Source organism: Hyphomicrobium sp. 802, from assembly GCF_000526135.1.
In the GTDB taxonomy this organism is placed as follows: Bacteria; Pseudomonadota; Alphaproteobacteria; order Rhizobiales; family Hyphomicrobiaceae; genus Hyphomicrobium_B.
In genome coordinates this window covers 3,062,918-3,083,985 of the sequence record NZ_JAFM01000001.1, presented here as the reverse complement: position 1 = coordinate 3,083,985, position 21,068 = coordinate 3,062,918, and the positions used below count along the sequence as shown (strand labels likewise).

The 21,068-nt window shown below is 59.7% G+C and carries 18 protein-coding genes; 3 read left to right on the top strand and 15 right to left on the bottom strand.

Annotated elements, in window-relative coordinates:
- Window positions 1-65: 65 nt before the first annotated feature.
- The 6 genes from HYP802_RS0115760 to HYP802_RS0115735 form a co-directional block, all read right to left on the bottom strand.
- The gene (locus HYP802_RS0115760) at window positions 66-1,430 is read right to left on the bottom strand and encodes an NAD(P)/FAD-dependent oxidoreductase (RefSeq protein WP_013948351.1); all 1,365 of its coding nucleotides are present in this window, start codon (window positions 1,428-1,430) and stop codon (window positions 66-68) included.
- A gap of 54 nt (window positions 1,431-1,484) precedes the next feature.
- The gene (locus tag HYP802_RS0115755) at window positions 1,485-2,612 is read right to left on the bottom strand and encodes an aminomethyltransferase family protein (RefSeq protein ID WP_013948350.1); all 1,128 of its coding nucleotides are present in this window, start codon (window positions 2,610-2,612) and stop codon (window positions 1,485-1,487) included.
- 63 nt (window positions 2,613-2,675) lie between these two features.
- The gene (locus HYP802_RS0115750) at window positions 2,676-3,716 is read right to left on the bottom strand and encodes a DUF3445 domain-containing protein (RefSeq protein ID WP_013948349.1); all 1,041 of its coding nucleotides are present in this window, start codon (window positions 3,714-3,716) and stop codon (window positions 2,676-2,678) included.
- Window positions 3,717-3,752: 36 nt separating this feature from the next.
- Entirely contained in the window at window positions 3,753-4,718 is a 966-nt protein-coding gene (locus tag HYP802_RS0115745) for a PDR/VanB family oxidoreductase (RefSeq protein WP_013948348.1), read from the bottom strand.
- Window positions 4,715-5,317 carry a dimethylamine monooxygenase subunit DmmA family protein gene (locus HYP802_RS0115740; RefSeq protein ID WP_013948347.1) on the bottom strand — a complete coding sequence of 201 codons (603 nt, stop codon included), beginning with the start codon at window positions 5,315-5,317 and terminating at the stop codon, window positions 4,715-4,717. Before HYP802_RS0115740 ends, HYP802_RS0115745 begins: the two co-directional genes overlap by 4 nt.
- A gap of 100 nt (window positions 5,318-5,417) precedes the next feature.
- The gene (locus HYP802_RS0115735; protein WP_013948346.1) at window positions 5,418-7,211 is read right to left on the bottom strand and encodes an APC family permease; all 1,794 of its coding nucleotides are present in this window, start codon (window positions 7,209-7,211) and stop codon (window positions 5,418-5,420) included.
- A gap of 486 nt (window positions 7,212-7,697) precedes the next feature.
- Between HYP802_RS0115735 and HYP802_RS0115725 the strand changes: the two genes are divergently transcribed.
- Together HYP802_RS0115725 and HYP802_RS0115720 are read left to right on the top strand one after the other, a co-directional pair.
- Window positions 7,698-8,423, top strand: coding sequence for a hypothetical protein (locus tag HYP802_RS0115725; protein WP_155831247.1), 726 nt, complete (start codon window positions 7,698-7,700; stop codon window positions 8,421-8,423).
- Window positions 8,420-9,193, top strand: a complete 774-nt coding sequence (locus HYP802_RS0115720; protein WP_029671030.1) for a GntR family transcriptional regulator — start codon at window positions 8,420-8,422, stop codon at window positions 9,191-9,193. The genes HYP802_RS0115725 and HYP802_RS0115720 overlap by 4 nt, the downstream gene beginning before the upstream one ends.
- Here HYP802_RS0115720 and HYP802_RS0115715 read toward each other — a convergent pair.
- From HYP802_RS0115715 to HYP802_RS0115695, 4 genes are all read right to left on the bottom strand, one after another.
- Complete coding sequence (locus HYP802_RS0115715) at window positions 9,181-10,443, bottom strand: ABC transporter substrate-binding protein (RefSeq protein WP_244420886.1); 1,263 nt, start codon at window positions 10,441-10,443, stop codon at window positions 9,181-9,183. The two genes, HYP802_RS0115720 and HYP802_RS0115715, sit on opposite strands and share 13 nt — an antisense overlap.
- A 250-nt stretch (window positions 10,444-10,693) precedes the next feature.
- The gene (locus HYP802_RS0115710) at window positions 10,694-11,737 is read right to left on the bottom strand and encodes a CocE/NonD family hydrolase (protein ID WP_013948342.1); all 1,044 of its coding nucleotides are present in this window, start codon (window positions 11,735-11,737) and stop codon (window positions 10,694-10,696) included.
- Between the two features lie 298 nt (window positions 11,738-12,035).
- Window positions 12,036-12,392, bottom strand: coding sequence for a hypothetical protein (locus HYP802_RS0115700; protein ID WP_013948341.1), 357 nt, complete (start codon window positions 12,390-12,392; stop codon window positions 12,036-12,038).
- Window positions 12,393-12,650: 258 nt separating this feature from the next.
- The gene (locus HYP802_RS0115695) at window positions 12,651-13,589 is read right to left on the bottom strand and encodes a LysR family transcriptional regulator (RefSeq protein ID WP_244421045.1); all 939 of its coding nucleotides are present in this window, start codon (window positions 13,587-13,589) and stop codon (window positions 12,651-12,653) included.
- 158 nt (window positions 13,590-13,747) lie between these two features.
- Here HYP802_RS0115695 and HYP802_RS22460 point away from each other — a divergent pair, with 158 nt between their 5' ends.
- Window positions 13,748-15,028, top strand: a complete 1,281-nt coding sequence (locus tag HYP802_RS22460) for an aromatic ring-hydroxylating dioxygenase subunit alpha (protein WP_013948338.1) — start codon at window positions 13,748-13,750, stop codon at window positions 15,026-15,028.
- Window positions 15,029-15,043: 15 nt separating this feature from the next.
- On the opposite strand, the gene HYP802_RS0115685 is transcribed toward HYP802_RS22460, so the two are convergent.
- From HYP802_RS0115685 to HYP802_RS22970, 5 genes are all read right to left on the bottom strand, one after another.
- Window positions 15,044-16,852: a chloride channel protein gene (locus HYP802_RS0115685; protein ID WP_024276111.1), complete on the bottom strand. Its 1,809-nt coding sequence runs from the start codon at window positions 16,850-16,852 to the stop codon at window positions 15,044-15,046.
- A gap of 308 nt (window positions 16,853-17,160) precedes the next feature.
- On the bottom strand, window positions 17,161-17,643 hold the full coding sequence (gene cynS / locus HYP802_RS0115680; protein ID WP_024276110.1) for a cyanase: 483 nt from the start codon (window positions 17,641-17,643) through the stop codon (window positions 17,161-17,163).
- 66 nt (window positions 17,644-17,709) lie between these two features.
- The gene (locus HYP802_RS0115675) at window positions 17,710-18,912 is read right to left on the bottom strand and encodes an NAD-dependent formate dehydrogenase (protein WP_024276109.1); all 1,203 of its coding nucleotides are present in this window, start codon (window positions 18,910-18,912) and stop codon (window positions 17,710-17,712) included.
- 246 nt (window positions 18,913-19,158) lie between these two features.
- A complete protein-coding gene (locus HYP802_RS0115670; protein ID WP_013948334.1) occupies window positions 19,159-20,079 on the bottom strand; it encodes a LysR family transcriptional regulator in 921 nt (306 codons plus the stop codon).
- A gap of 169 nt (window positions 20,080-20,248) precedes the next feature.
- A complete protein-coding gene (locus tag HYP802_RS22970) occupies window positions 20,249-21,067 on the bottom strand; it encodes a c-type cytochrome (RefSeq protein WP_024276108.1) in 819 nt (272 codons plus the stop codon).
- Between the last annotated feature and the right edge of the window lies 1 nt (window position 21,068).

Sequence of the window (21,068 nt, the reverse complement as noted above, 5' to 3'; positions counted from 1 at the left end):
ATCGGTGGACTGACCGCTCCGTTGCGGCCAGTCCACGATCGGTCGTTGGCGTGTCGTAGTAGGGCTTACTCAGCAGCCATCTTCGTTCCGGGCTGGTTGAGGAACGCTTCCATCGAGTCATCAAGTGCGCGCATCCACGGCGTATGATGGACAGGCGCCTGCGTGCCCGTCAGCACCGATTTGTGCGAGCGGTCACGATAGGTCAGGATGTCTTCCATCTTGTGGTGTTCCCACTCCTTGAACATCTTCGCCACGGCGTCGACGTCGAGGCGCGGATAGTCGGTCGGAGCGAGCAGATCGCGCATGTATTCGGTCTGGAAATCAATCGCGCCCTCTGCATCCGGAATGGCTTCTTCCATCTCCGTCCACTTGTGGATGTCGTCGATCATATCGGCTTTCGGCGGCAGCTTGATGCGGCCGAGAACGACGTCGCGGGCATACCAAGCCTGAGCATCGAACATGTTGAATGTGTAGAACTGATCCTGCATGCCGATGTACATCAGCTTCGGATTGTCGATCCAGAAAATGCCCTTGTAGAGGTTCGGCGGATAGAGACGGTTGCGCGATTTGAGACGCAGCGAATCTTCCATGAACGGATGATGATGCAGATAGCCCGTGCACAGCACGATCGCATCGACATCCTTCGACGTGCCGTCCTGGAAGAAGGCGGTCTTGCCTTCCACGCGTTCAAGGAGCGGACGCTCGTCCATGCGCGCCGGCCATTTGAAGCCCATGGGCCGCGTGCGGTAGGAGAACGTCACCGACTTCGCGCCGTACTTGTAGCACTGAATGCCGATGTCTTCCGACGAGTAGCTAGCGCCGACGCACAGCACGTCCTTGCCGGCAAACTCATCCGCCGAGCGGAAGTCGTGCGAGTGCAGCGTACGGCCGAGGAACTTTGTGAGGCCGGGAAATTCCGGAATGTTCGGCGTCGAGAAGTGGCCGCTGCCGCAGAAGACGTAATCGAATTCCGACGACGAAATTTGGTCGGTGACGAGATCCTTCACGGAAACCGTGAACTTCTGCGTCGTCTCGTCGTAGCTCACCCAGCGAACCGTGTGGCTCATCTTGATGTAGTGCATGATGCCGCTGCGTTCGATGCGGCCCTTAATGTAGTCGTGCAGCACGGCGCGCGGCGGGAATGACGGGATCGGCCGACCGAAGTGCTCTTCGAAAGAATAGTCGGCGAATTCGAGTGCTTCCTTCGGCCCGTTCGACCACAGATAGCGATACATCGAAGCATGAACTGGCTCGCCGAACTCGTCGGTGCCGGTGCGCCACGTGTAGTTCCAGATGCCGCCGCAGTCCTTCTGCCGCTCGTAACAGACCATCTCCGGAATGTCTGCGCCGTTCTTCCGGGCGCTTTCGAATGCGCGCAAAACTGCCATGCCGCTCGGGCCGGCGCCGATAATCGCGATACGCTCTGCCATGTGTTGGTTTCCTTCCGACAAATACTTGGGTTCAAGTCCTGGTTGAAAATTGAGTTACGCCGCTTCGCGCGGATGCGTGCGCAAACGGAGCGGATCGTAGAACGGCATGCGAACGACGGTCGCTGGGAAGTCGCCCTTATCGTGCACGACGAGTTGCGTTCCGAGCTTCGTATAGGCCGGCTCGATCTGCGCCATTGCCAACGATTTCATCAGATACTTGCTGTAGGTCGTGCTGGTGACGACGCCGACTTCCTTACCGTCGACGGTGATCTTCGCACCGGGCTCGATAGCGCGATCGGTATCGACTTCAAGGCCAGTCACGAACGAACGTTCCTTGCCCTTCTTTTCTTCCAGCGCCTTCTTGCCGATGAAATCCGGCTTGGACAGATCGACAGTCCAGTCGGCACGAACTTCCCACGGCGTCGTGTCTTCGTTCGACATTTCGTAGGGGAAGAACAACAGGCCGCCTTCCACGCGGACGATATCGAGGCATGCCCACGAAACCGGAATGAGGCCTTTGTCCTTGCCTGCCTCAAGAATGGAATCCCACATCTTGTGCGCGTCGGCTGCTTTGCAGAACACTTCGTAGCCGCGCTCAGCCGAATAGCCGCCGCGCGCCAGGCGCACCGGCGTGCCGAACAGCGTCGTCGGCTCATGCTTGAAGTAGCCGAGGGCAGCAAGATCCATCGGCGTATGCGGCGCGAGGATTTCGAGCGACAGCGGACCCTGCAGCGCAAGAATGTGAACGTCGTCGTCCTTCTCGACCTTCACGTCGTACTTCGGCGCAAGCGAGAACAGAACTTCTTCGAGCTTGCCCGCGCCGTGCGAGAGCCGGAACTCCGTCGGGCTGTCGACGTAGACGAGGACGTCGTCGATTAGTCCGCCGTTTTCGTTGACGATATTGGAGATGTGCGAGTCGCCGGGCTTCGCCTTCGAGAGGTCCGACGTCAGCATGTAGTTCAGAAGCTTCTGCGCATCCGGACCCGAGACGTTGATGATCTGCAACGACGAGACGTCGAACAGACCTGCGCGGTTGCGGACGGCTTCGGTCTCGAAATAGGGGTCGGTCTGATAGGTCTGCGGCAGCGGCATGTTGTTCCACGAAACCGAATCCAGATCGGCTCCGTTCGCCCGGTGGCGATCGTTGAGGATGGATTGCCGGGGCAGATGAGCGAGTGACATGAGCATTACCTCTTGGCTGTCTTTAAACTGGTTGTGGCTGACGTTTCTTTGAGGACGAAGGGTTCAATCCGGGCCACCGCCGGGCGAGGTCGGCGCGCCGTCATCGTATTTCTCCAGCCAGTCGATTGCGGTCTGGCGATAACGGACGAGACCTTTGTAATCGATGAGCTCCGGCGGCAGCGTCTTGAGCACGCGCGGCAGACGGCGGCCCCACTTCGGAACCGTGGCGATCTGTTCGAGGCTCATGAGATAGCCGCGGATGGAGAACAGGATCGCGTTCGAGCGCGGGAGCCGGAACAGGCCCTGCAGCTCGACGCGAAGATGCAATTTTTCTCCGACGTTCTCAGGCGTGATCGTTGTCCGGTCTTTTCCCCACTTGGGATAGTTCTCAGGACTCGTATCGAGACGCGGATTGACGGTCATCGTCCAGTTGAGACGGCGCACCGGATTGCCGATTTGCAGGTTCAAAAGGAATTTCAGCGCGCGTTCGAACACGCCAGCTTCATGCGCCAGTGGCACGGGACCGTGCCATTCGAAGAAGTTCATGCCGACGTCAAAATCGAGCGACCAGTCTGCCTGCGAGGTAATGATGCCCGCATCCATCCAGAGCTGATTGTCGCGCTGGTCCTGGATCGAGAAATCGCCCTGCACCTGACGACCGATATATTCCATCGGTTCGTAAGGCAGCGAGTTGACTTCACCGAACGTGAACTTCTGGTCGATGTTGAGCGGCTTGTTGATCCAGTGCCAGTGCGCGCCGTCCCGGTGCAACGTGAAAAGATCGGGATAGTCGCGTGCAAGCGAAACCATCACCAGTTCGAGCATGTCCCACTGCGCCGTCATCATGTGCGGCAAGGCCTGGCAGCGGCCTGGATCTTCCTGCAGCACCATCGCCCGATCGCGCATTTCCGAGACGTAGTGCTCGTCAATGTCGAAGGCGTTCTCGTAGACCGAACCCTTAGGGCCCGGCGTGTGCGGCTCGATGTTCACCGAATAGCGGTACTTGTCTTCGATGAACGGAAACGGAAATCGACGGATCGTCGACGGGCTGTTCTTATAGGTGAAATCGTCCCGGAACGTCTCGTCTTTGAAAGTCAGCGCCATGCCGGTGCCTCCCCGAATGCGAATTGAAAGATGCCGTCAGAGGTCGAGTGTGATCGACCCGGTTTGAATGCGAGACATGCAGATCATGATCTTCTTGCCGCTGACCCGTTCGGGCTCGGTCAGGAAGTGGTCGTTGTGCTCGATGTAGCCGTCGCACGCGACGACGCCCGTTTCGCACTGGCCGCAGGCGCCGCCGCGGCAAAGGAATGGTGCGTCGACGCCGTGTTCTTCGAGCGCTTCGAGAATGCTCTGATGGCCTTTGACCATGATCTCGCGGCCGGATTTGGCGAGCTTGACGATGAACGGCTTGCCCGGCGGCGGGGCGGAGAACTGTTCGGAATGAACGTTTTCTGCAGGCCAACCGAGCAGCTCCGCCGTCTGCAGCGCCCAGTCGATCATCGGCTTGGGACCGCATGCGTACATGTGCGTGCCGAGCCGCTGATTGCCGAGGATGCTTTCGAGCGGGATCATCTGGCCTTGGTCCTGGCGATAGACGTTCACCCGTGAGCCGTACCGCGACTGCAGATATTTGCAGTAGGCCCCTTCTTCGAGCGAACGCACGCCGTAGTGCAGTTCGAAATTCGATTTCAGGCTGTCGAGGTCGTTCATCATCGACATGAACGGCGTAATGCCGATGCCGCCCGCAATAAGAACGTGCTTCTTCGCGAGCTTCACGGGCGCAAACAGATTGAGCGGCTCGCTGATCTCAAGCTCAGTGCCGACCGAGACGTTCTCGTGCATGAACTTCGAGCCGCCGCGCGAGTCTGCGCCGCAATTCAGGACGCTGATCTGGTAGCTCGATGTGTCGAACGGCGATCCCATCAACGAGTAGGGGTTGCGCATCATGCGGTCGCCCGAATGCATGACGACGGAAATGTGCGAGCCGCCGGAGAATTCCGAAAGCGGCGCGTTGTCGATATCGACTAAGCGAAAGCGCTTGATGCGGGCGGCGACTTGCTCAACCTCGGCAACGCGGACGCGGCGAAGAGGGGAACCGCTCATTGATAAAGTGCCTCCGTCGGTGGAACATCGCCTGGAATTTCAGCGTCGATGCAGACGCCTTGGAATGCCGCGAGGCGGCGGGAATAGTGGTCACGAACGAGAAGCGTCAGGCCACAGTGTGTGCAGGTCACGGGATTGGTCGTGACGTTCTCGATGAAGCCTTTGCAATGCACGCATTGCACGCGGCGCATCAGCGAGCCGCGGTGTTCTGTCCGGATCGAGAGATGGTCGATTGAATAGTCGGCTGCGGCCTGTACGACCGAGCCGATCAGCGGCTCCGTTCCGGCGGCGTAAAGCCGGAGTCCCATCGGCGCCCCATCGAGCAGCACGCGAAGCCGCGTGATCGCTGCTGCAAGCGCGGGAAGAAATTCGATTGTCGCCGGCGAGAGCTCGGACTTCGCTGTTTGCATGTCAGCGTCGCTCAGCGTGTCGGCAAGAAGCACCGTGGTGCGCTTTGCAAAGGCGGTGTCGGCGCGTGAAAACAATTCTGTGACGGCGGCGGCGCCGCCCTTGTCACATACGATGATGTTGCTGCGGGCGTTGAGGTCCGGACTGAGGCCCGGATAGATCGGACGGCTTTTGTTCGTGCTGATCGTCATCAAGTGCTCCTTAATTCCGGTAAGCTTCCTGCCGGAAACTTCCGGAAGCGATTTGACCAGACCGGAGCGGCGATGTGAACCGCTCCGGTCCGCTCTTTCTTTAGGCGGGCAACTGGAAGAACCAGTTGGAAGCCAGGACCACAAGGAAACCGGCTACGAGCACGATGTAGGGCAGCGCGCCGGCTTTCTTTTTCTTGAAGTCAGCTTCGTGCAGTCCGAGGTCTTCCAGCATGTGCGCCGGGAAAACGCCTTTGTCCTGCACGTAGTGGCGGAAGCAGAAGACCGGGATGATCAACGCTGCCGTGAACAGGCCGGCCCACAGAGCCGACGGATTCCACACCTTCGCGCCTGCTCCCATGAACACGGCGTTCACGAAAGCGAACACCGCGCCGATGGCAAGCACCCACGTCGGCGCCCGCCACGGACGCGGAACGTCGGCGTTATCGATGCGATGCAGCCAGCCCGAGTTGAGGTTCAGGAAGTTGAAGATGATGTAACCGCAGTTCGAGACGGCGAGGATGAAGAAGAAGCTCGTGGCATCCGCGCAGGCAATCGCCAGGACTGCGAGGTTAATCACGAGATCGGTCCACATCGCGCGCGTCGGTGCACCGTGCTCGTTGACGTGGCTGAGGTAACGCGGCAGCCAGCCGTCACGCGAGCCCTGATAGAGCGTGCGCGAGGAACCCGCCATCGCCGTCATCAGGCAGAGCATGAGGGCAAGGATCATGAGCATGACGAGCAGGTTCGTGACGAACGCGCTGCCGTGACCCACCATGTTGGCCATTGCCGCCGCGACGCCCGAACCATCGACGATCGACGGCTCAAGCATGCCCGACAAGCCGAGGACGCCCTGGAACGTGAAGGGCACCAGCGTGAAGAGCACGAGGCAGAGGAGACCCGAATAGAAGATTGCCTTGAACGTGTCGGTGCCGGGATTGCGGAACTCGCTCGTGTAGCAAACCGCCGTCTCGAAGCCGTAGGTTGACCACGCCGCGATGAACATCGCGCCGAGGATCAGCGTCCATCCGCCGATATCCCAAGAGCCCATGTCCGGCGCATACGCGGCTTTCAAGGGTTCAAGAGGCGTGAAGTTCGACCAGTCGATCTGGCCGGTGATGATCGGCACGACGCCGACGATCAGCATCGGGATGATGACCGCGAGGCCGATGTATTTCTGTACGTTTGCAGTGCCGAGAATGCCCCGGTGCTGAATGGCGAAGGTAATCAGCATCAGGACCGCGCCGATGAAGAACGCGGCATTGAACGAGAACGACACCGGTCCGAGCGTGCCGTGGAACGCCGACCAGTTGCGAATTGCAGGCGTCAGCGCCGCGATGGCATCCGTCGAGAGCAAAGCGCTAATTGCATCGGCCGCGGTCTTACCGTGGTTGGCAGCAAGCCATTCGGCGATACGCGGAGAATCGGCCGGGATCGAACCTGCGTGCGCACTGATCCAGGCTGCCACTTGCGGCGCATCTGCCGGCGGGATGGGAGCCAGTGCGTTGAGAATGTAAGCGGCGGCAATGGAGCATCCGAGCGACAGCACGGGCGACCAGGCAAACCAGTTACACCAGACGGAGAGCGGTGCGATGAGCTTGGAATAACGCACCCAGGCGGCCGCGCCGTAGACCGAAGCGCCGCCTGATTTGTTCGGAAAGAGACCGGCGATTTCTGCGTAGGTAAAGGATTGAATGAATCCCATGATCATCGACACGAACCACACGAGAAAGGCGACCTTTCCCGCAACGCCCGCGATACCGCCGATCGAGAAAAGGACGAGAGCCGGGACGCCGCTGGCGACCCAAAACGCACCTCTCCAATCGATCGCCCTAACAAGTTGACCGGACGTGGCGCTTGGCCCGTCCGCAGTAAGCGTTCCCGTTTCTGTTGCCATGTTCTCTCCCGATTGAGCCTTATCGGTTGATGAAAAACGAGCACCTCCCGGTTTCGCGGCTCAAGCCCTTGGGGGCCTTTGCCGATCGAAGCCGAAAGAGCGGCGGACTGCCGTCGGGCGCGGGCTTGGTTTGATGCAACCGGACGAAACGTCCGGAAACCAATTTAAACCAGAAAACACCGCAATTGCCCAACGGTGGCCATGTTAGGCGAAGGCGGATTACCCGCAAGTCAAAAAAATCACCATCAAGAAACGCTAATTGACTATTTCGCAGGCACAAAAGGCATATTTTACCGCAATACTTAGATGTTACCGCGGTTATCGCAGTTGCGAAACCAAATTGGGTATTTTTGGTCAAATGCGGTTGCATTTTGGTCAACAAAGAGCGATTGCTGTGTCATGGGAGTGGGATAGCGAAGGATTTTCGCAATCGAGATGCGAAGCGCAGCAGCCAGCAAGCCTCGGAATTTGTGGGTGGAATCGACGGTGAGCGGGTTCGATCGGATATCGCGCGCCCGGACCGAAGAGGCTGCGCGTTGCTGGCTCGAAGCCGACGCCGTGTTGGCTGTGGAGCAAAGCGAATTCGATTCCCTGCGCGCCGTCTGTCGATCCAACGCTGGCGCTGCGCGCCTGCTTCTCGGGCACGAGCACGAAGCTGGGAACTGCTTCGAGGAGGCCGAGCTAACTTGGCGCAATGTCATCGCCGGCGTCGCCACGCTCGAAGTGCCGATGGGCGGCGCAAGTTCGTCTTTTCATTTCCGTCTCGCCGCAAAGGCGCCGGACGTTTTGATGGGCGCGCAACGGGAGCGATATCGCCGTCTCGCAGAAGCGGCTCTCGCGATCACCCAATTCAACCGCACGCTGATCGGTCGCCGAACGCCAGACGCCGCATGCACCGCGGAGCGTGCGGCCGCGTTGAGGGCGACCTTGCGGGACGTGCTCGGCTATACGGCGCCGGAAGCGCGACTGCTCTCGGCTTGCATCGAGCCGAACGGCGACGCTGATATCTACGCGATTTATGCCGACAAACTCTACGATATTTCCACGCGTCAGCTGACGTTGTCGGCCGCGCTTTCCGAGGCGTGCGCAAATTTGGAAAGCGCCGTGGCGCTGACCGCACTTCTCGCACCCACGATTTTAGAGGCGATCGATCGTTCCGCTGACGACGCTTGCGACGCCGCCGATCCGAACCAGCAGCTTGAGTTTGAATGATGTCTGATACCTACGACTTCGAAACACCGCCTTGGATCGATGACGTCTCGCGTCACCCGCTCGTCACGCCGCGGGTCAAGGAGATTGCGACACGTCTGTTCGGGCGGCTCGCATCGGGAGAATTTCCGTTCGGAACGCGAATCCCCGCCGAACGAGACCTCGCAGAAGCGTTCGGCGATAGCCGCGCCACGATCCGTCAGGCGCTCGAATTTCTATCTGTTTACGGCATTGTTTCGCGTCGCCCCGGCAGCGGTACGTTCGTTTCATATCAGCGAAAGCCACATGCGAACGGCAACGCGGCGGGACACTCCTCGTCGCATATCAACGTCGATCAGCTTGCCGAGACGGCCTCGCCCTTCGCCATGAACGTCGCTGGCTCCATTCTCGCGCCCGAGATGACGCGCCTTGCGACGATCTATATGTCGACGCGCGATATCGCCGATCTCCAGAGTCAGCTTCAGCGCCTCGAAGCCATCGTCACCGAAGCCGAAATGTTTGCTGCGCTTGAAGAAGAATTCATGATGACGATCGCGCGCGGCACGCATAATTCGCTCATCGTCGCGATGTACGCGATCCTCCATGAAGTTCGTCGCCATCCGCAATGGGCGGCCGCTAGGCGGCAGGCGCTGACGCCCGCCAAGATCAAGAGCATCCAGCTGATGTTTCGCTCGCTTTACGATGCTATTGCTCGGCGCAACGTCGAGACGGCCGTCGAGATCATCAAGCTTTACGTGGCGAACGCCCACGAAGATATGATCTACGAATCCTGAGCGGTCAGGCGTTCGAGCGTTTCCGCCGACGCCGCCAAATGCTCACGCTGGTCCCACATCAGATCAAGCGCGCGCATATGCTTGACGAGCAACGAGCGGTTCTTCGCCCACCAGTCGGCAATCGAACCGAACTCCTGGATGCGTGCCTTGCCGTCAACGATGGCGACGACCGGCCAATCGCCGACGAGCGCATTGTCGATGCCGAACAGATCCTTGCCCCACCATCGCGCTTCGCCAAACGCGTGCTGGCCGATGCCGCCGATCTTCATGGCGGCGAGCACTGAGAAGGGCTCGAACGCGCGGGCGCGCTGCACGGCAGATTTCCAAAGCTCGAGCGTCGAGGCGTATTCCCACGACACCGCGCTCCATGTGCCCGGAAAGCGCCGGCAGAATTCATCGTAGAAGGTGCCGGGATCTTCGAAATTGATATGCCCTTCGTTGAGGCGCGGATCGTCGAAATCAGGGAACTGAAAGACGAAACCTTCCATGAAATCGCTGCTCGTCCGCCGGATCAGCTCCTCATAGTTGTCGCACGTGCACGATAGCAGCCGGCCGCGGAAGCCGCGTTTGAAGGCTTCGATCGTCAGCGCATGGACGAACGGCTCGTAGGCCGTGTCCCAGCATAGAATGTCTGGGTTCTTCGCCATCAACTTATCGACGATCGGACCGAAATCGCTCGTATCCGGCTCGAACAGGTGCTCCGCAACGAGTTCAATGCCGGCCGCCTCGAAGGCCGCCCGATAGGTCGCGATCGACGGCAGGCCGAGCAGATCGCGCTGCGCGCACAGGGCCGCTGTCTTGATGCCGGGATACGTCCTCTTGAGCCACTCGACACCCGTGACGTTATAGATCGGATGCACTTCGCTCGGCGCAACTAGGGTTGGCGCGTCGGGAGACAGATCGCTCGGCAACAGCGTCGCGACGAGCATGCGATGCTGCTTGATCAGCCTGCGAACGTCCGTCGTGAGATCGTTGCCGCCGATCATCAGGATGAGTTTGACGCCTTCTTCGACGATCAGCTTCTTGGCGCCCTGAAGCGCGCGGTCCGGCTGATACATCGTGTCGTAAGGCACCAGTTCGAGCATGTAGCGGCGGCCGCCGACTTTCAGTCCGCCGGCTGCATTCACGCGCTCGGTCCAGATGAGGCTGCCGTTAAATCCAGGAACCGCCCACGCCTTCAGCGGGCCTGTAAGAGGCGCGAGAACGCCGATCTTGAGGACGGTTGAAGACCCTAATCCGAGGTCTCTCATCGCAACCGCCAGAGCCGATACAACGGCACTTCGGGGTCTAGCGGCCATAGCTTGAAATTACCGGACTTTGAGTTTGTTGCCGCACGAGGATCAACGTCATTGCATTCCAAAAGGCCACGCTTGCACGGCGGGCGACAACTCTTCACACGCAAGAATGTTTAGCTACGCTAAATCGCAGCACGCATCTTGTCGATAGCGCTGGATCAATGACAGACCGTCCCAGTGAGAGGAACGGCCTGTTGTGCGGTCGCTATCGCGTTGCGCCGGTTGTTGCAATGGCCGAAGTTGCCAATGCCGTCGCAGGTTGCTCGGCGGGCTCCCCTGCAACCTGCATCTCGCTGCCGCGAACCGTCGTCAGAAAATGGTCCAGGCTCGCACCCCAGATGTCCCAGCCCTGGCGATCGTCAGCAATCGTGTGCCCGTCAGAGCCGTAGGGCGGCAGGATGTGTTCCTCGACGTCGCCTCCCCCGCTGCTCCAGGCGTGCGCGAGTTTCACGGCGAGGTTAGGTCCGAAATAGCTGTCGTTTTCGGAATAGAACCAGATCGTCGGCTCGCGTGCCGTCTCGCCGTAGAAATGCGCTGCCGACAGAAGATCGCTTTCACCGCAGATCGCATTCGGCTGGCCATATGCGTGCCCACCGCGTCCGCCGGCGAAATTCACGATGGCTTGGACTTGCGGAAGGTTGCGAGCCGCAACGGCCAGCGATGCCCATCCGCCGGTCGAGATGCCGGCGACGATGGCGCCGCGCTTGGCGATAAAGGGCTGTGCCGTCATGTAGTTGATCGTCGCCACGATGTCGTCGGCGGCGATGTTGCCGGACTCATAGTGATTGGGATTGGCGCACGTACCGACGGCCTCCGACAGTTGGCCGCCCGTCGCGCCGTGGCCGCGGCGCTGCGGAAGGATGACGGCATACCCACGCTCGACGAACCACCGCGACAGCCAATAATAAACCGGCATCGAAACGGCGAGGCGCGTGGATTCATCAGTGCCGTGATTGATGACGACGAGCGGAAACTGTTTGCCCGGCGCTTTAGGATCGTCCTCTGGTCGAAAAAGGGTCGCGCGCAGCGAACGTCCGGTTTCACCGCTTGGCAGGATCCAAAGCTGCTCGCGCATGCGCGGCCCTTCGGGACCAAAGCCGCCGTAGGTGTTGTCCGCCGCTGATGCCGTGCCGCAAACGAGGGCGGTAAGGCCAATTAGGGCGATGAGAAAAAGTCCGGTACGCTCCATCAATATTCGCAATCCGTCCCCCGCGTCGCGCGACGCGCAAATTCCCTTCAAGAAAGCCATCAGAGGTTCCCCGTCTCGCGCAACTTCCGCGCTGCAACATTGGACGGCGACGCGCCGCCATCGTCAAGAGCTGTAATAACGATCGCGGAATTGCAATTTACGCCTGTTTTTATTGATGAATTTTGCCGTCCGCGCCGATGGCCCGCGACAGGCAGCCACTGAATTTCCCCAATTGCAATGGCCAAGCTTCGCTGTGCGCGGCGCAGCGGACGTTGCCGTTCGTTTCCAATTTGCTCCGCCGACGTCAAAAAATGAAAGCGCCGGAGATCCTCCGGCGCTGTTCGTTCGTCAGATGTGGTCACCACCAGCACAGGCCGATGCAATAGCCCGGACGATAGCGGTAGGCGGACGGGCGGCGATAGGAATTATAGTAATAGTGGCGCCGGTATACGCTGTGATGGCGACGGTAGTAACGATGACGCCAATAGCGGTGACGCCATCCGTAGTGATGCCGCCATCCGCGACGGTAGCCGCAATGGCGATATCCGTTCCGCCACCAGCAGCGGTAGCGGGCCTTCTCGATAAGATTGGCCTGATCGCCTTTCAGCGCCAGCACGCCGCTCGTTAGCGCACCGGCGCGCGCACCGGGTGCGTAAGCGCCGAATGCCAAGGCCATCGCGCAGCTGAGCGCGATGATCGAAAGCAGTTTCCTCACATTGTCCCCCTTTTCCGCAATACGTTCGCCCCGAAGAAATTGTGATCCGTTGTGCTCCGGGTCCGGCGATACTGCATTCGCGCCATGTCAGTACAACCCTAATCCGTCCGTTCAGCCCGCGTCGACGCGCACTTGTGGCGAGAGTGTGGCATGTGCGCGCCACCGCATGGCTCAGACGAGGGGGCTATCCACAGGCCGCGAAGTATCGAAGGGGGGCCGCCAGATGGTGCTTGGCGATGTGCTGCCCCGGTCTCGGCGCTAAATTGCTCCGCCGCGAGCCGACAGCCGTCGCCGAATTTCGCGTAGAAAAATCTGCGTCGGCACGGTCTGTTGTGTCTCGGGATGCGTGATCAGGTAGAGGCAGTAATTCGGCAGCGTCGCCGACGGCAGCAAAGGCCAGAGGTGATCGCGTTCCTCGCGTGAGACGAGAATGGTCGGCAGAAAGCCAAGTCCGACGCCCATGCGGATCATGCGCTTGGCTTCATCCAGGTTTTCCGCTTCGCCTGACGGTCTCAGTCCCAGTCCATAACGCAGGCGGAAATTCTTCACTTCCATCGGCTCATCCGTGCCGGTCACAACGAAGCGTTCGGTGGCAAGCACTTCCGGACGGTTGACCGTCGCACCATAGAGCGGGCTGGAGCGAGCGCAGTAGAGCTGCTGAAATTCGCGCACCAGTGGCTCGTAAAGCAGTTCGGCGCGCGGCGCGGCATCGAAAGAAATGCAGACTTCCGCGCGGCCCTTGGCCAAGGCCTCGACGACGATCGGACAAGGTGCAACTTCGATCTTCAGGCGGATGCCAGGGTGACGCCGCCGCATCGTATCGAGCGTTGCATCGAGTTCCGGCGAGACAACGCCTGAGACGGTGCGGATCGTGAGCAGGCCCTGCACGTCGCCGGACGTCCTGGCGATATCGTTGGGCAGGGATTGGACGGAGTCGAAAAGGGTGTCGCAAAACTTGGCCAGGACGTGCCCCGCCGCCGTCAGCTCGATACCCCGCGGTGTTCGAAGGCATAGTTTTTCACCAACGTGCTCTTCGAGACGGCGAAGAGCCAGGCTCACCGTCGGTTGCTGCAGGTTGAGCCTTCGGGCCGCCGAGCCGATGCCTTCCGAGCGGCATATTTCGCGGAAAACCTTCAGTAAATTTAGGTCCAAGCGCCTGAAAAGCGAGGCGCCCGGCGAGATCGTCTTTTTCCGCACAGCCAATGCGACACCACTCTTGATCGAACCAACCCACTCATAAATTCTATTTATGTCACAGATTGTAAAGCGATGGGTTCCCGGCCTCAGCCCGAGCGCTGATGATGCGCGCGCCTTCAACAGTCGAATTCGACCTCCCGGGAAAGGATCGAAATTCCATGTCCCCTTCAAATATCGTCGATTTTTCCTCGACGGAAACAATTGCCGACAAGCTCGCGACGATCACCGCTAAAATCGAGCAGGCGGCCGCGCAGCCGCTGGCCCGTGCCGTGACGTTTCCTCCAGCGGCGTACACCGACGAGGACTATTTCGCTTTCGAAGCCAAGCGCGTTCTTGAGACCGGCTGGCTTTGCGTCGCGCATGTCTCCGAGCTCAAGGAGTCAGGCAGCTTTCTCGCCGTCGATCTGCTTGGTGAACCGCTGGTCGTGACGCGCGACGAACGCGATCAGATCTACGTGCTGTCGCGCGTTTGCCCGCACCGCTCTATGGACATCATCCCGGAGGGCTTTGATTTTCCGCGCCGTGGCACCGCGAAGCGTCTGACGTGCCCTTACCATCTTTGGGCGTTCGATCTCGATGGGCATCTCAAGGGCTGTCCGCACATGCAGCGCGTCGAGGATTTCAAAAAGGACGACTGGCAGCTCGCGGGTTTCCGTACCGAAGTCTGGAAGGGCTTCGTCTTCGTCAACTTCGACGGCAACGCTGCGCCGGTCGCCGAGCAATATAAAGACCTCGCGACGATGCTCGCGCCATGGAACACGGAAGACATGGAGGTCGTCATTGCCCTCAATTGGGAATGCGACTTCAACTGGAAGGTGATGATCGAGAATTGGATGGAATCCTATCATCACATCGGTGCGCACGCCGAAACACTCAATCGAACGATGCCTGGCCAAAACACCTGGAGCGAGCCCGAGCACCCACATTTCATTCGCGCTCATCTTCCCTTCAAGGAACGCATTCGCGAGGAGATGGAGGAGGCACTGGCCAGAGGCGAAGCGCTACCCGGTTTTTCGCCGATCTCCGGTCTTTCGATTGAGGATCAGGTCGAATGGGGGCTTTATGTCGGCTTTCCGTGCTTCATGCTTCTGACAACGCACGATCGCGTGCTGTGGTATCGGCTGCTGCCGCTATCGGCCAGAAAGTGCAAGCTGCAGACGATGACGCTCGTCACGAAGACGGCGATGGCCGCGCCCGACTACGCTGAGACACTCGCCGCAGAAACCAAGATGCTGAGCGACTTTCACAAGGAAGACATGCTCGTGAACGTCGGCGTGCAGCGCGGGTTAGCGTCACGGAAAGTCGTGCAGGGGCGCCTCAGTCATCTCGAGGAACCCGTTTGGCTCATCCAGCGCTACGTTGCTGCTCGCCTGAAGGGGACGTATCCCGAACGCGCCAAGCGCGCACCCTATAGCGGTCCGCTCGCGGCCGTTGAATAGACGATATGGTCTCGGCTAGTTGCCGAAGATCTCGCGCTGACGGGCTTCGAGCTCCTGGCGATAGCGCCGGAGCGCGAACGCTTCCGTGATGTAGCCCAAGGCGTGCCTCGACGTTTCGTTGTCGACGATGATCAGTCGCTCTGTTTCGCGCTGTTCAAATAAATGCACGAGCATGTCGAAGCGCGTCGAGGCCATCACCCAGTCATTGCTATGCTCAAGCGACGACTTCAGGTCTTCCAGCGTGCTACCCGCATCGTCGTTCAATTGGTCGACATGCAAGGCGGCGACATCAAGAAGGCCAACGTACGCCGCCTTTTGGTCCGCGACCGCTACGTACTTCGTCGAGCCGACGGGAAAGCGTGCGCAAAAGTCGGCGAGCGACATGGTGATCGGCACGGTATTCAAATCGCGCCGCATCAGATCGCGGGCCGTCGTCTGCCGTGCCCAGCCGACGTCCTCGCCGCCGAGGATCGCTTCGCCGCGCAAGTGAAAACGCCACGTGGCGAACGAGTATCCGAACACTTGCCTGACGGTCAGTGTCGCCGCCAGAACACCGAGCAGAACAGGTTCGACGACCGTCAAGTCGCCGGTAACTTCGATCGCGAGCAGCGCCATCGCCATCGGTGCTCCGACGACGGCAGCACCGAAGCTTGCCATGCCGACAAGGCTGATGATTGCCACATCGTTTGGCGCGACGACGCCGCCCATCACGCCGAGGTTTCCGGCAATGGCGCCCGTGACGGCACCGAGGAAGAGCGATGTCGAGAACAGGCCGCCACGAAACCCCGAGCCGAGCGACAGCGCTGAAGCCACGATCTTGCCAGCCAGTACGACGGCCAACAGCTTTACCGGCCATTCGTTATTTAGGATCAGCGCCATCGCATCGTGGCCGGAGCCGAGCAGATGCGGCACGAAAATCGCCATTAAACCGACCAGCAGGCCGCCTGCCCATGGCCGGAAGACGTCACGCATTTTGCTCTGTCGGAATATGCGCTCGACACCCGTCACGCAGCGCATCAAACCGACCGACAGCAGTCCGCAAGCGACGCCGAGAAACAGTGCCAGAATGGCGTAACCATCGCTGCCAAAGCCATTTGGATTGAGCGGAATGTGATAGGAGTGGCCGACCAAAAGTCGCGACGCCAGATGTCCCGCCACGGCCGCCGCAACAACGGGTGACAGCGTCGCGACGGTATAGCTGCCGACGATGAGTTCGAAGCCATAAGCGGCCCCTGCGAACGGCGCCGCAAATGCCCCCGCAATGCCGCCTGCGCATCCTGCGCCGACGAGCATGCGCACGTCGTGACGACGACGGTTCAAGAATTGTCCGACTTTCGAGCCGACGGCTCCGGCAGCCTGCGTAAAGCCGCCTTCGATACCGAGCGACAGGCCGAAGCCGCTCGATAGTAGCGACTGCAAAGCCACGAACGCGCTGTCCCTGAACGACATGCGGCCGCCGTAAAGCGCATTGGCTTCGATCGGGTCGACGATCACATGCCTGAGCCGCGATTGATGCAGGTACGTTGCGCCCACGAGAACGCCGCCCAGGGTTACGATGAAGATCACCTGGGTGGGAGAGAGGTCCAATGCCGAGCTGAGCCGCTCTCCCGCATTCAGCCCAAAGAGATATTGGTGCGCGGTTTCCGAGATGAGGATCATCAGCGAAGCGATAGCGCCACTGGCCGCGCCGACACACGCAGCCGCGACGACAAGGATAAAGGTGTTGTCACGGAGGAGCTTGCGCAGGGACCCCCGATAAACGCGGATGACGGCAACAGCCCATCTGAGCGGTCTGCGTTTCTGGCCGAAGGGGAAAAGGCGCATATGGAATTTTAAATCGAAATGAGGCTCCCAGCTGAGCCGGACCTAGCATACGCCGATTGTCTCTGTCATTGCAGAAGATGCCGTATTCGGGCGGGCGCGAGGCAGCCGAACTTGTACGCTGGCTCGCTTGTGCCGGTCTTCAGCAGAAGCCAATGAGCGGTGGAGAGACGGCGCGAGAAGAAAAGAGTAGCTGGACAACTATGACGAGTCGTCGCACCCTGACGCTCTCTATGCAGACCATCAGAAGCCCCGGCCGAAATCTCTGAAGGCAGGCCGGGGCTTTTTCTGTGGGTAGGAGCGGGCAGGTCTTAATCTTCCCTGACGCCCGTTTCCGCGATGCCCTGCTCGTTGCCGTAATATTTATACGGCAGGAATTTCCCCGACATCGTCAGGCGGATGCGATCGCCCTTGGCGTGCGGCTTGCGTTCGAGATCCATATCGAAGTCGATCGCAGACATGATGCCGTCGCCGAATTCCTCTTCGATCAACGCCTTCCATGCCGGACCGTTGACCATCACAAGCTCGTAGAAGCGATAGAGCAGTGGATCAGTTGGCGGCATCGGCATGCCGCGATACGGGACCTCGTTCAGCATCCGCTCTTCGGTTTCGGGCAGTTCGAACAGTTCGGCAGCTTTCTTCGCGAGCGGCTTCACGAGTTTCATTTGTCCGAGCAACGCGCCAACGACGAGAACGGGCGACACGCCGCCGATCTCGGTCGTGATGTGTTTCCACGTCCAACCCTTCGCGCGTTTGATATCGAGTATCTTTTCCGTCAGGTCTTCCCTGCGCATCGCCGTCTCCGTCAGAATGAGAACGCGTCGGAAGCGCCGCTTTCACGGCGCTTCCTTTGAGACGCTTCAGGCTTTCTTGAACTTAGCAGCCTCTTCCGAGCCGCCCGTCGCGTTGCCGGCGCTATAGGAATGTGCGCCGACGCCAGCGAGCTTGCCGCCCTGAACGATCAGGTACTCGTTGCGGATGGGACGGTTCTCGAAATAGCACTCGAGAATTTCACGCGTGCCCGCCGCATAGCGCGCCTGTGCTGACAACGACGTTCCCGAGATATGCGGGGTCATGCCGTGATGCGGCATCGTCCGCCACGGATGGTCTTGCGGTGCGGGCTGCGGGAACCACACATCGCCCGCATATCCTGCAAGCTGGCCGCTTTCGAGAGCACGCACGATCGCATCGCGGTCGCAGAGCTTGCCGCGAGCCGTATTAACGAGATACGCGCCGCGTTTGAAGTTCTTGAGCGATTTGTCGTTGATCATGTGCTCCGTTTCCGGATGCAGCGGGCAGTTCAACGTCACGACGTCGCAAACCTTCGTCAGGCTTTCGAGGCTCGTGTGGTGCGTGAGGTTTAGTTCCTTCTCAACCGCGTCGGGAAGCTTGTAGCGATCCATATAGTGAAGCTTGACGTCGAACGGTTTCAGAAGACGCAGCACGCGCAGGCCGATGCGGCCTGCAGCGACCGTGCCGACGTGCATGCCTTCGATATCGTACGAGCGTTCGACGCAGTCGGCGATGTTCCAGCCGCCCTTGATCACCCAGTTGTACGAAGGGATGTAATTGCGAACGAGCGAGAGCATCTGCATGACGACATGCTCGGCAACACTGTTCGAGTTGCAGTACGTGACCTCGGCGACGGTGATGCCACGATCCATCGCTGCTTGAAGATCGGTGTGATCCGAACCGATACCGGCGGTCACGATCATCTTCAGCTTCGGTGCCTTGGCAATGCGTTCGGCCGTCATGTACGCGGGCCAGAATGGCTGCGAAATGACGATCTCGGCGTCGTGCAGTTCCTTGTCGAGCTGGGAATTCGCCCCGTCCTTCGAAGACGTCACGACGAGCGTATGACCGTTGCTTTCAAGATATTTGCGAAGGCCGAGTTCGCCCGACACGCTGCCGAGCAGGTGGCCCGGAACGAAATCGATGGCGTGCGGTGTCGGCGTCGTCTGTCCGTCGGGATACTTCGTGATCGTGGGGATGTCGTCGCGCGCGTATGATTTCGGATACCCGGTTACGGGATCGTCGTAGAGCACACATACGATCTTAGCCATCTCAAACTCCGTTCTGAAAAAGGGCAATGAGCAAGCGTTTCGTCCGGAGGTGTCCGGACGACTGACGATCTGTCGGCGAGGCGGGATGGCGGGCTCTCTCAATAGCCCGAGCATCATTCCTCTTGGCGCTTCCTCGCTTGGCTGACGGCTATTGAAAGCTCTTCCTCGACCAAGCGCGCGAGTTGTCGTGCCTTGCAGGCCGGACGGTCAAACGAATGAGATTTCTGAGGTGATCGATATGGTCGATCATTCCGCCGCGACGAGCGCAGGGGCGAAGAGGTCTTCCTGGTTCAGGCGCGACGCGCAGCGGATAAGCGCATGCGCAAGGGGAGAGAGGGGGTCGCGGTTCGAGGCGACAAGGCCGATCGATTGACTATGTTTCGGGTCGACAAGCTCGACCAGCGCCAGTTCTTTGCAGCCACAGAAGATATACGAAAACGTGTGTGGAATGATGCTCGACCACTCGCCGCTGCAGACGTGCGAACAGATCGCGAGGTATGAATTCGAGGTAACGGAAGGCGCGAGCTTCAGCCCGAGAGACTCTGCGAGCTTATTGAGAACGCGTCTGTTCTGCATGCTCTCGTTCAACAGGCAGAGGTTCTCGGTAACGGCCTCTTTCCAGGAAATAGCATCGGTCTGCGCCAACGGACTATCGACGTGTGTGACGAGAAAATAACGCTCGCGGTAAAGTGGCGTCTTGCGGACGTTCGCTAATGGCTCGTTCTCCAAATAAGTAAGTCCGGCGTCGAGTTCGAACTTGTCGATGCCTGCTTGAATCTCCGCCGATGTCATCGAGAAGACGTCAACCGTGATGCCGGGGTGCTGGGCACAGAACGGCGACGTGAGCTTTGCAACGGCCGGCATCGCGGCCGGGATGACGCCGAGGCGTAACGTACCCTTCAAGCCCTCGCGAAGTCCCGCCACGTCCTGCTTGAGGTTTTCATAATCGGAGATGATCTGCGACGCCCAAGCGACGACGCGCTCGCCCTCGGGCGTCAGGCCAATAAAACGCGGTCCCCGCAACACGAGGCGCATATCGAGTTCGCGTTCGAGCGCTTTCAGTCCTGCCGACAACGTCGATTGCGTGACGTGGCATTTCTCGGCGGCGCGCGTGAAATGTTTCTCGCGAGCAAGCGCAACCAGGTAGCTCATCTGACGAACGAACATGGGGATCTCGGACGGCTTGCCGCTATTCGATATAGCCGTACGAATATAACGATGCTCATCCGTCTAGGGAAGGGACCTCGGCGGATCTCTACTGCGCGTTCGGGAACGCAGGGAGCAATGGCAGATTTTCCAACCTGATATGCGATCTTAACTTATTGTCGAAGCGAGGTTATTTCGCTTCTGAAGGCATTCCGTAATATTGCGCCAGAGCATGCATTTGCTCGGCCGTCAGATCTTTCGCGATCGAGCGCATCCGCGCAAATGTATCGTTGTGTCTCTCGCCGCTCGCAAATTTCTTCAGCTGGGCTTCGAGGTAGGACGGCGATTGTCCAGAGAGCAGGGGCGCGCCCTCGGGGCCGCCGCCGACGTCGTTATGGCAGGCAATGCAAGGGGGCAGCGCCAACGCCGGATTGCCGATGTTAACGAGATCCAGAGTCGCCTCTGGAGCCTTGTCGCTGGCGGGCGCGGGCTTCTGTCCGGCGAAATAGGCGGAGATGTCTTCGATCTGCTGATCCGTCAGAGCCTGTGCCACCGGCCCCATGATATCCGACACCCGCGACCCTGATTTGAAATCGCTGAGCTGCTTGAACAGTGCGGCTTCAGACTGTCCGGCGAGATTTGGAAATTGCGTCGGATCGATCGAAAGGCCCTTCTCGCCGTGGCATGCCGAGCAATTGTCCTTGACGATGTCGAAGCCGCGCTTCGGATCGCCTTTCTCCAAGGCTATTCTCGTCGCGGCGCTCCACGTTACGTCCGAAGCGGCCGAGCCGGGCTTCGCTGCCGTTCCGGCAACGTTGGTGCCGAAGCCGAACGCCCGGCAGATGGCACCCCACGGATCGAGTTGGGGATTGTCGCGAATGGGAAGCAGAATTGCACCGAGCAGCAGGCTCGCGACAACGAACGATCCCGTGGCGATGAAAACCCAACGCCGCCAAAGGCGGTCTTCAGCGCGCGTATCCGGTAAGTCGTGGTCGTGTTCGCTTGCCATG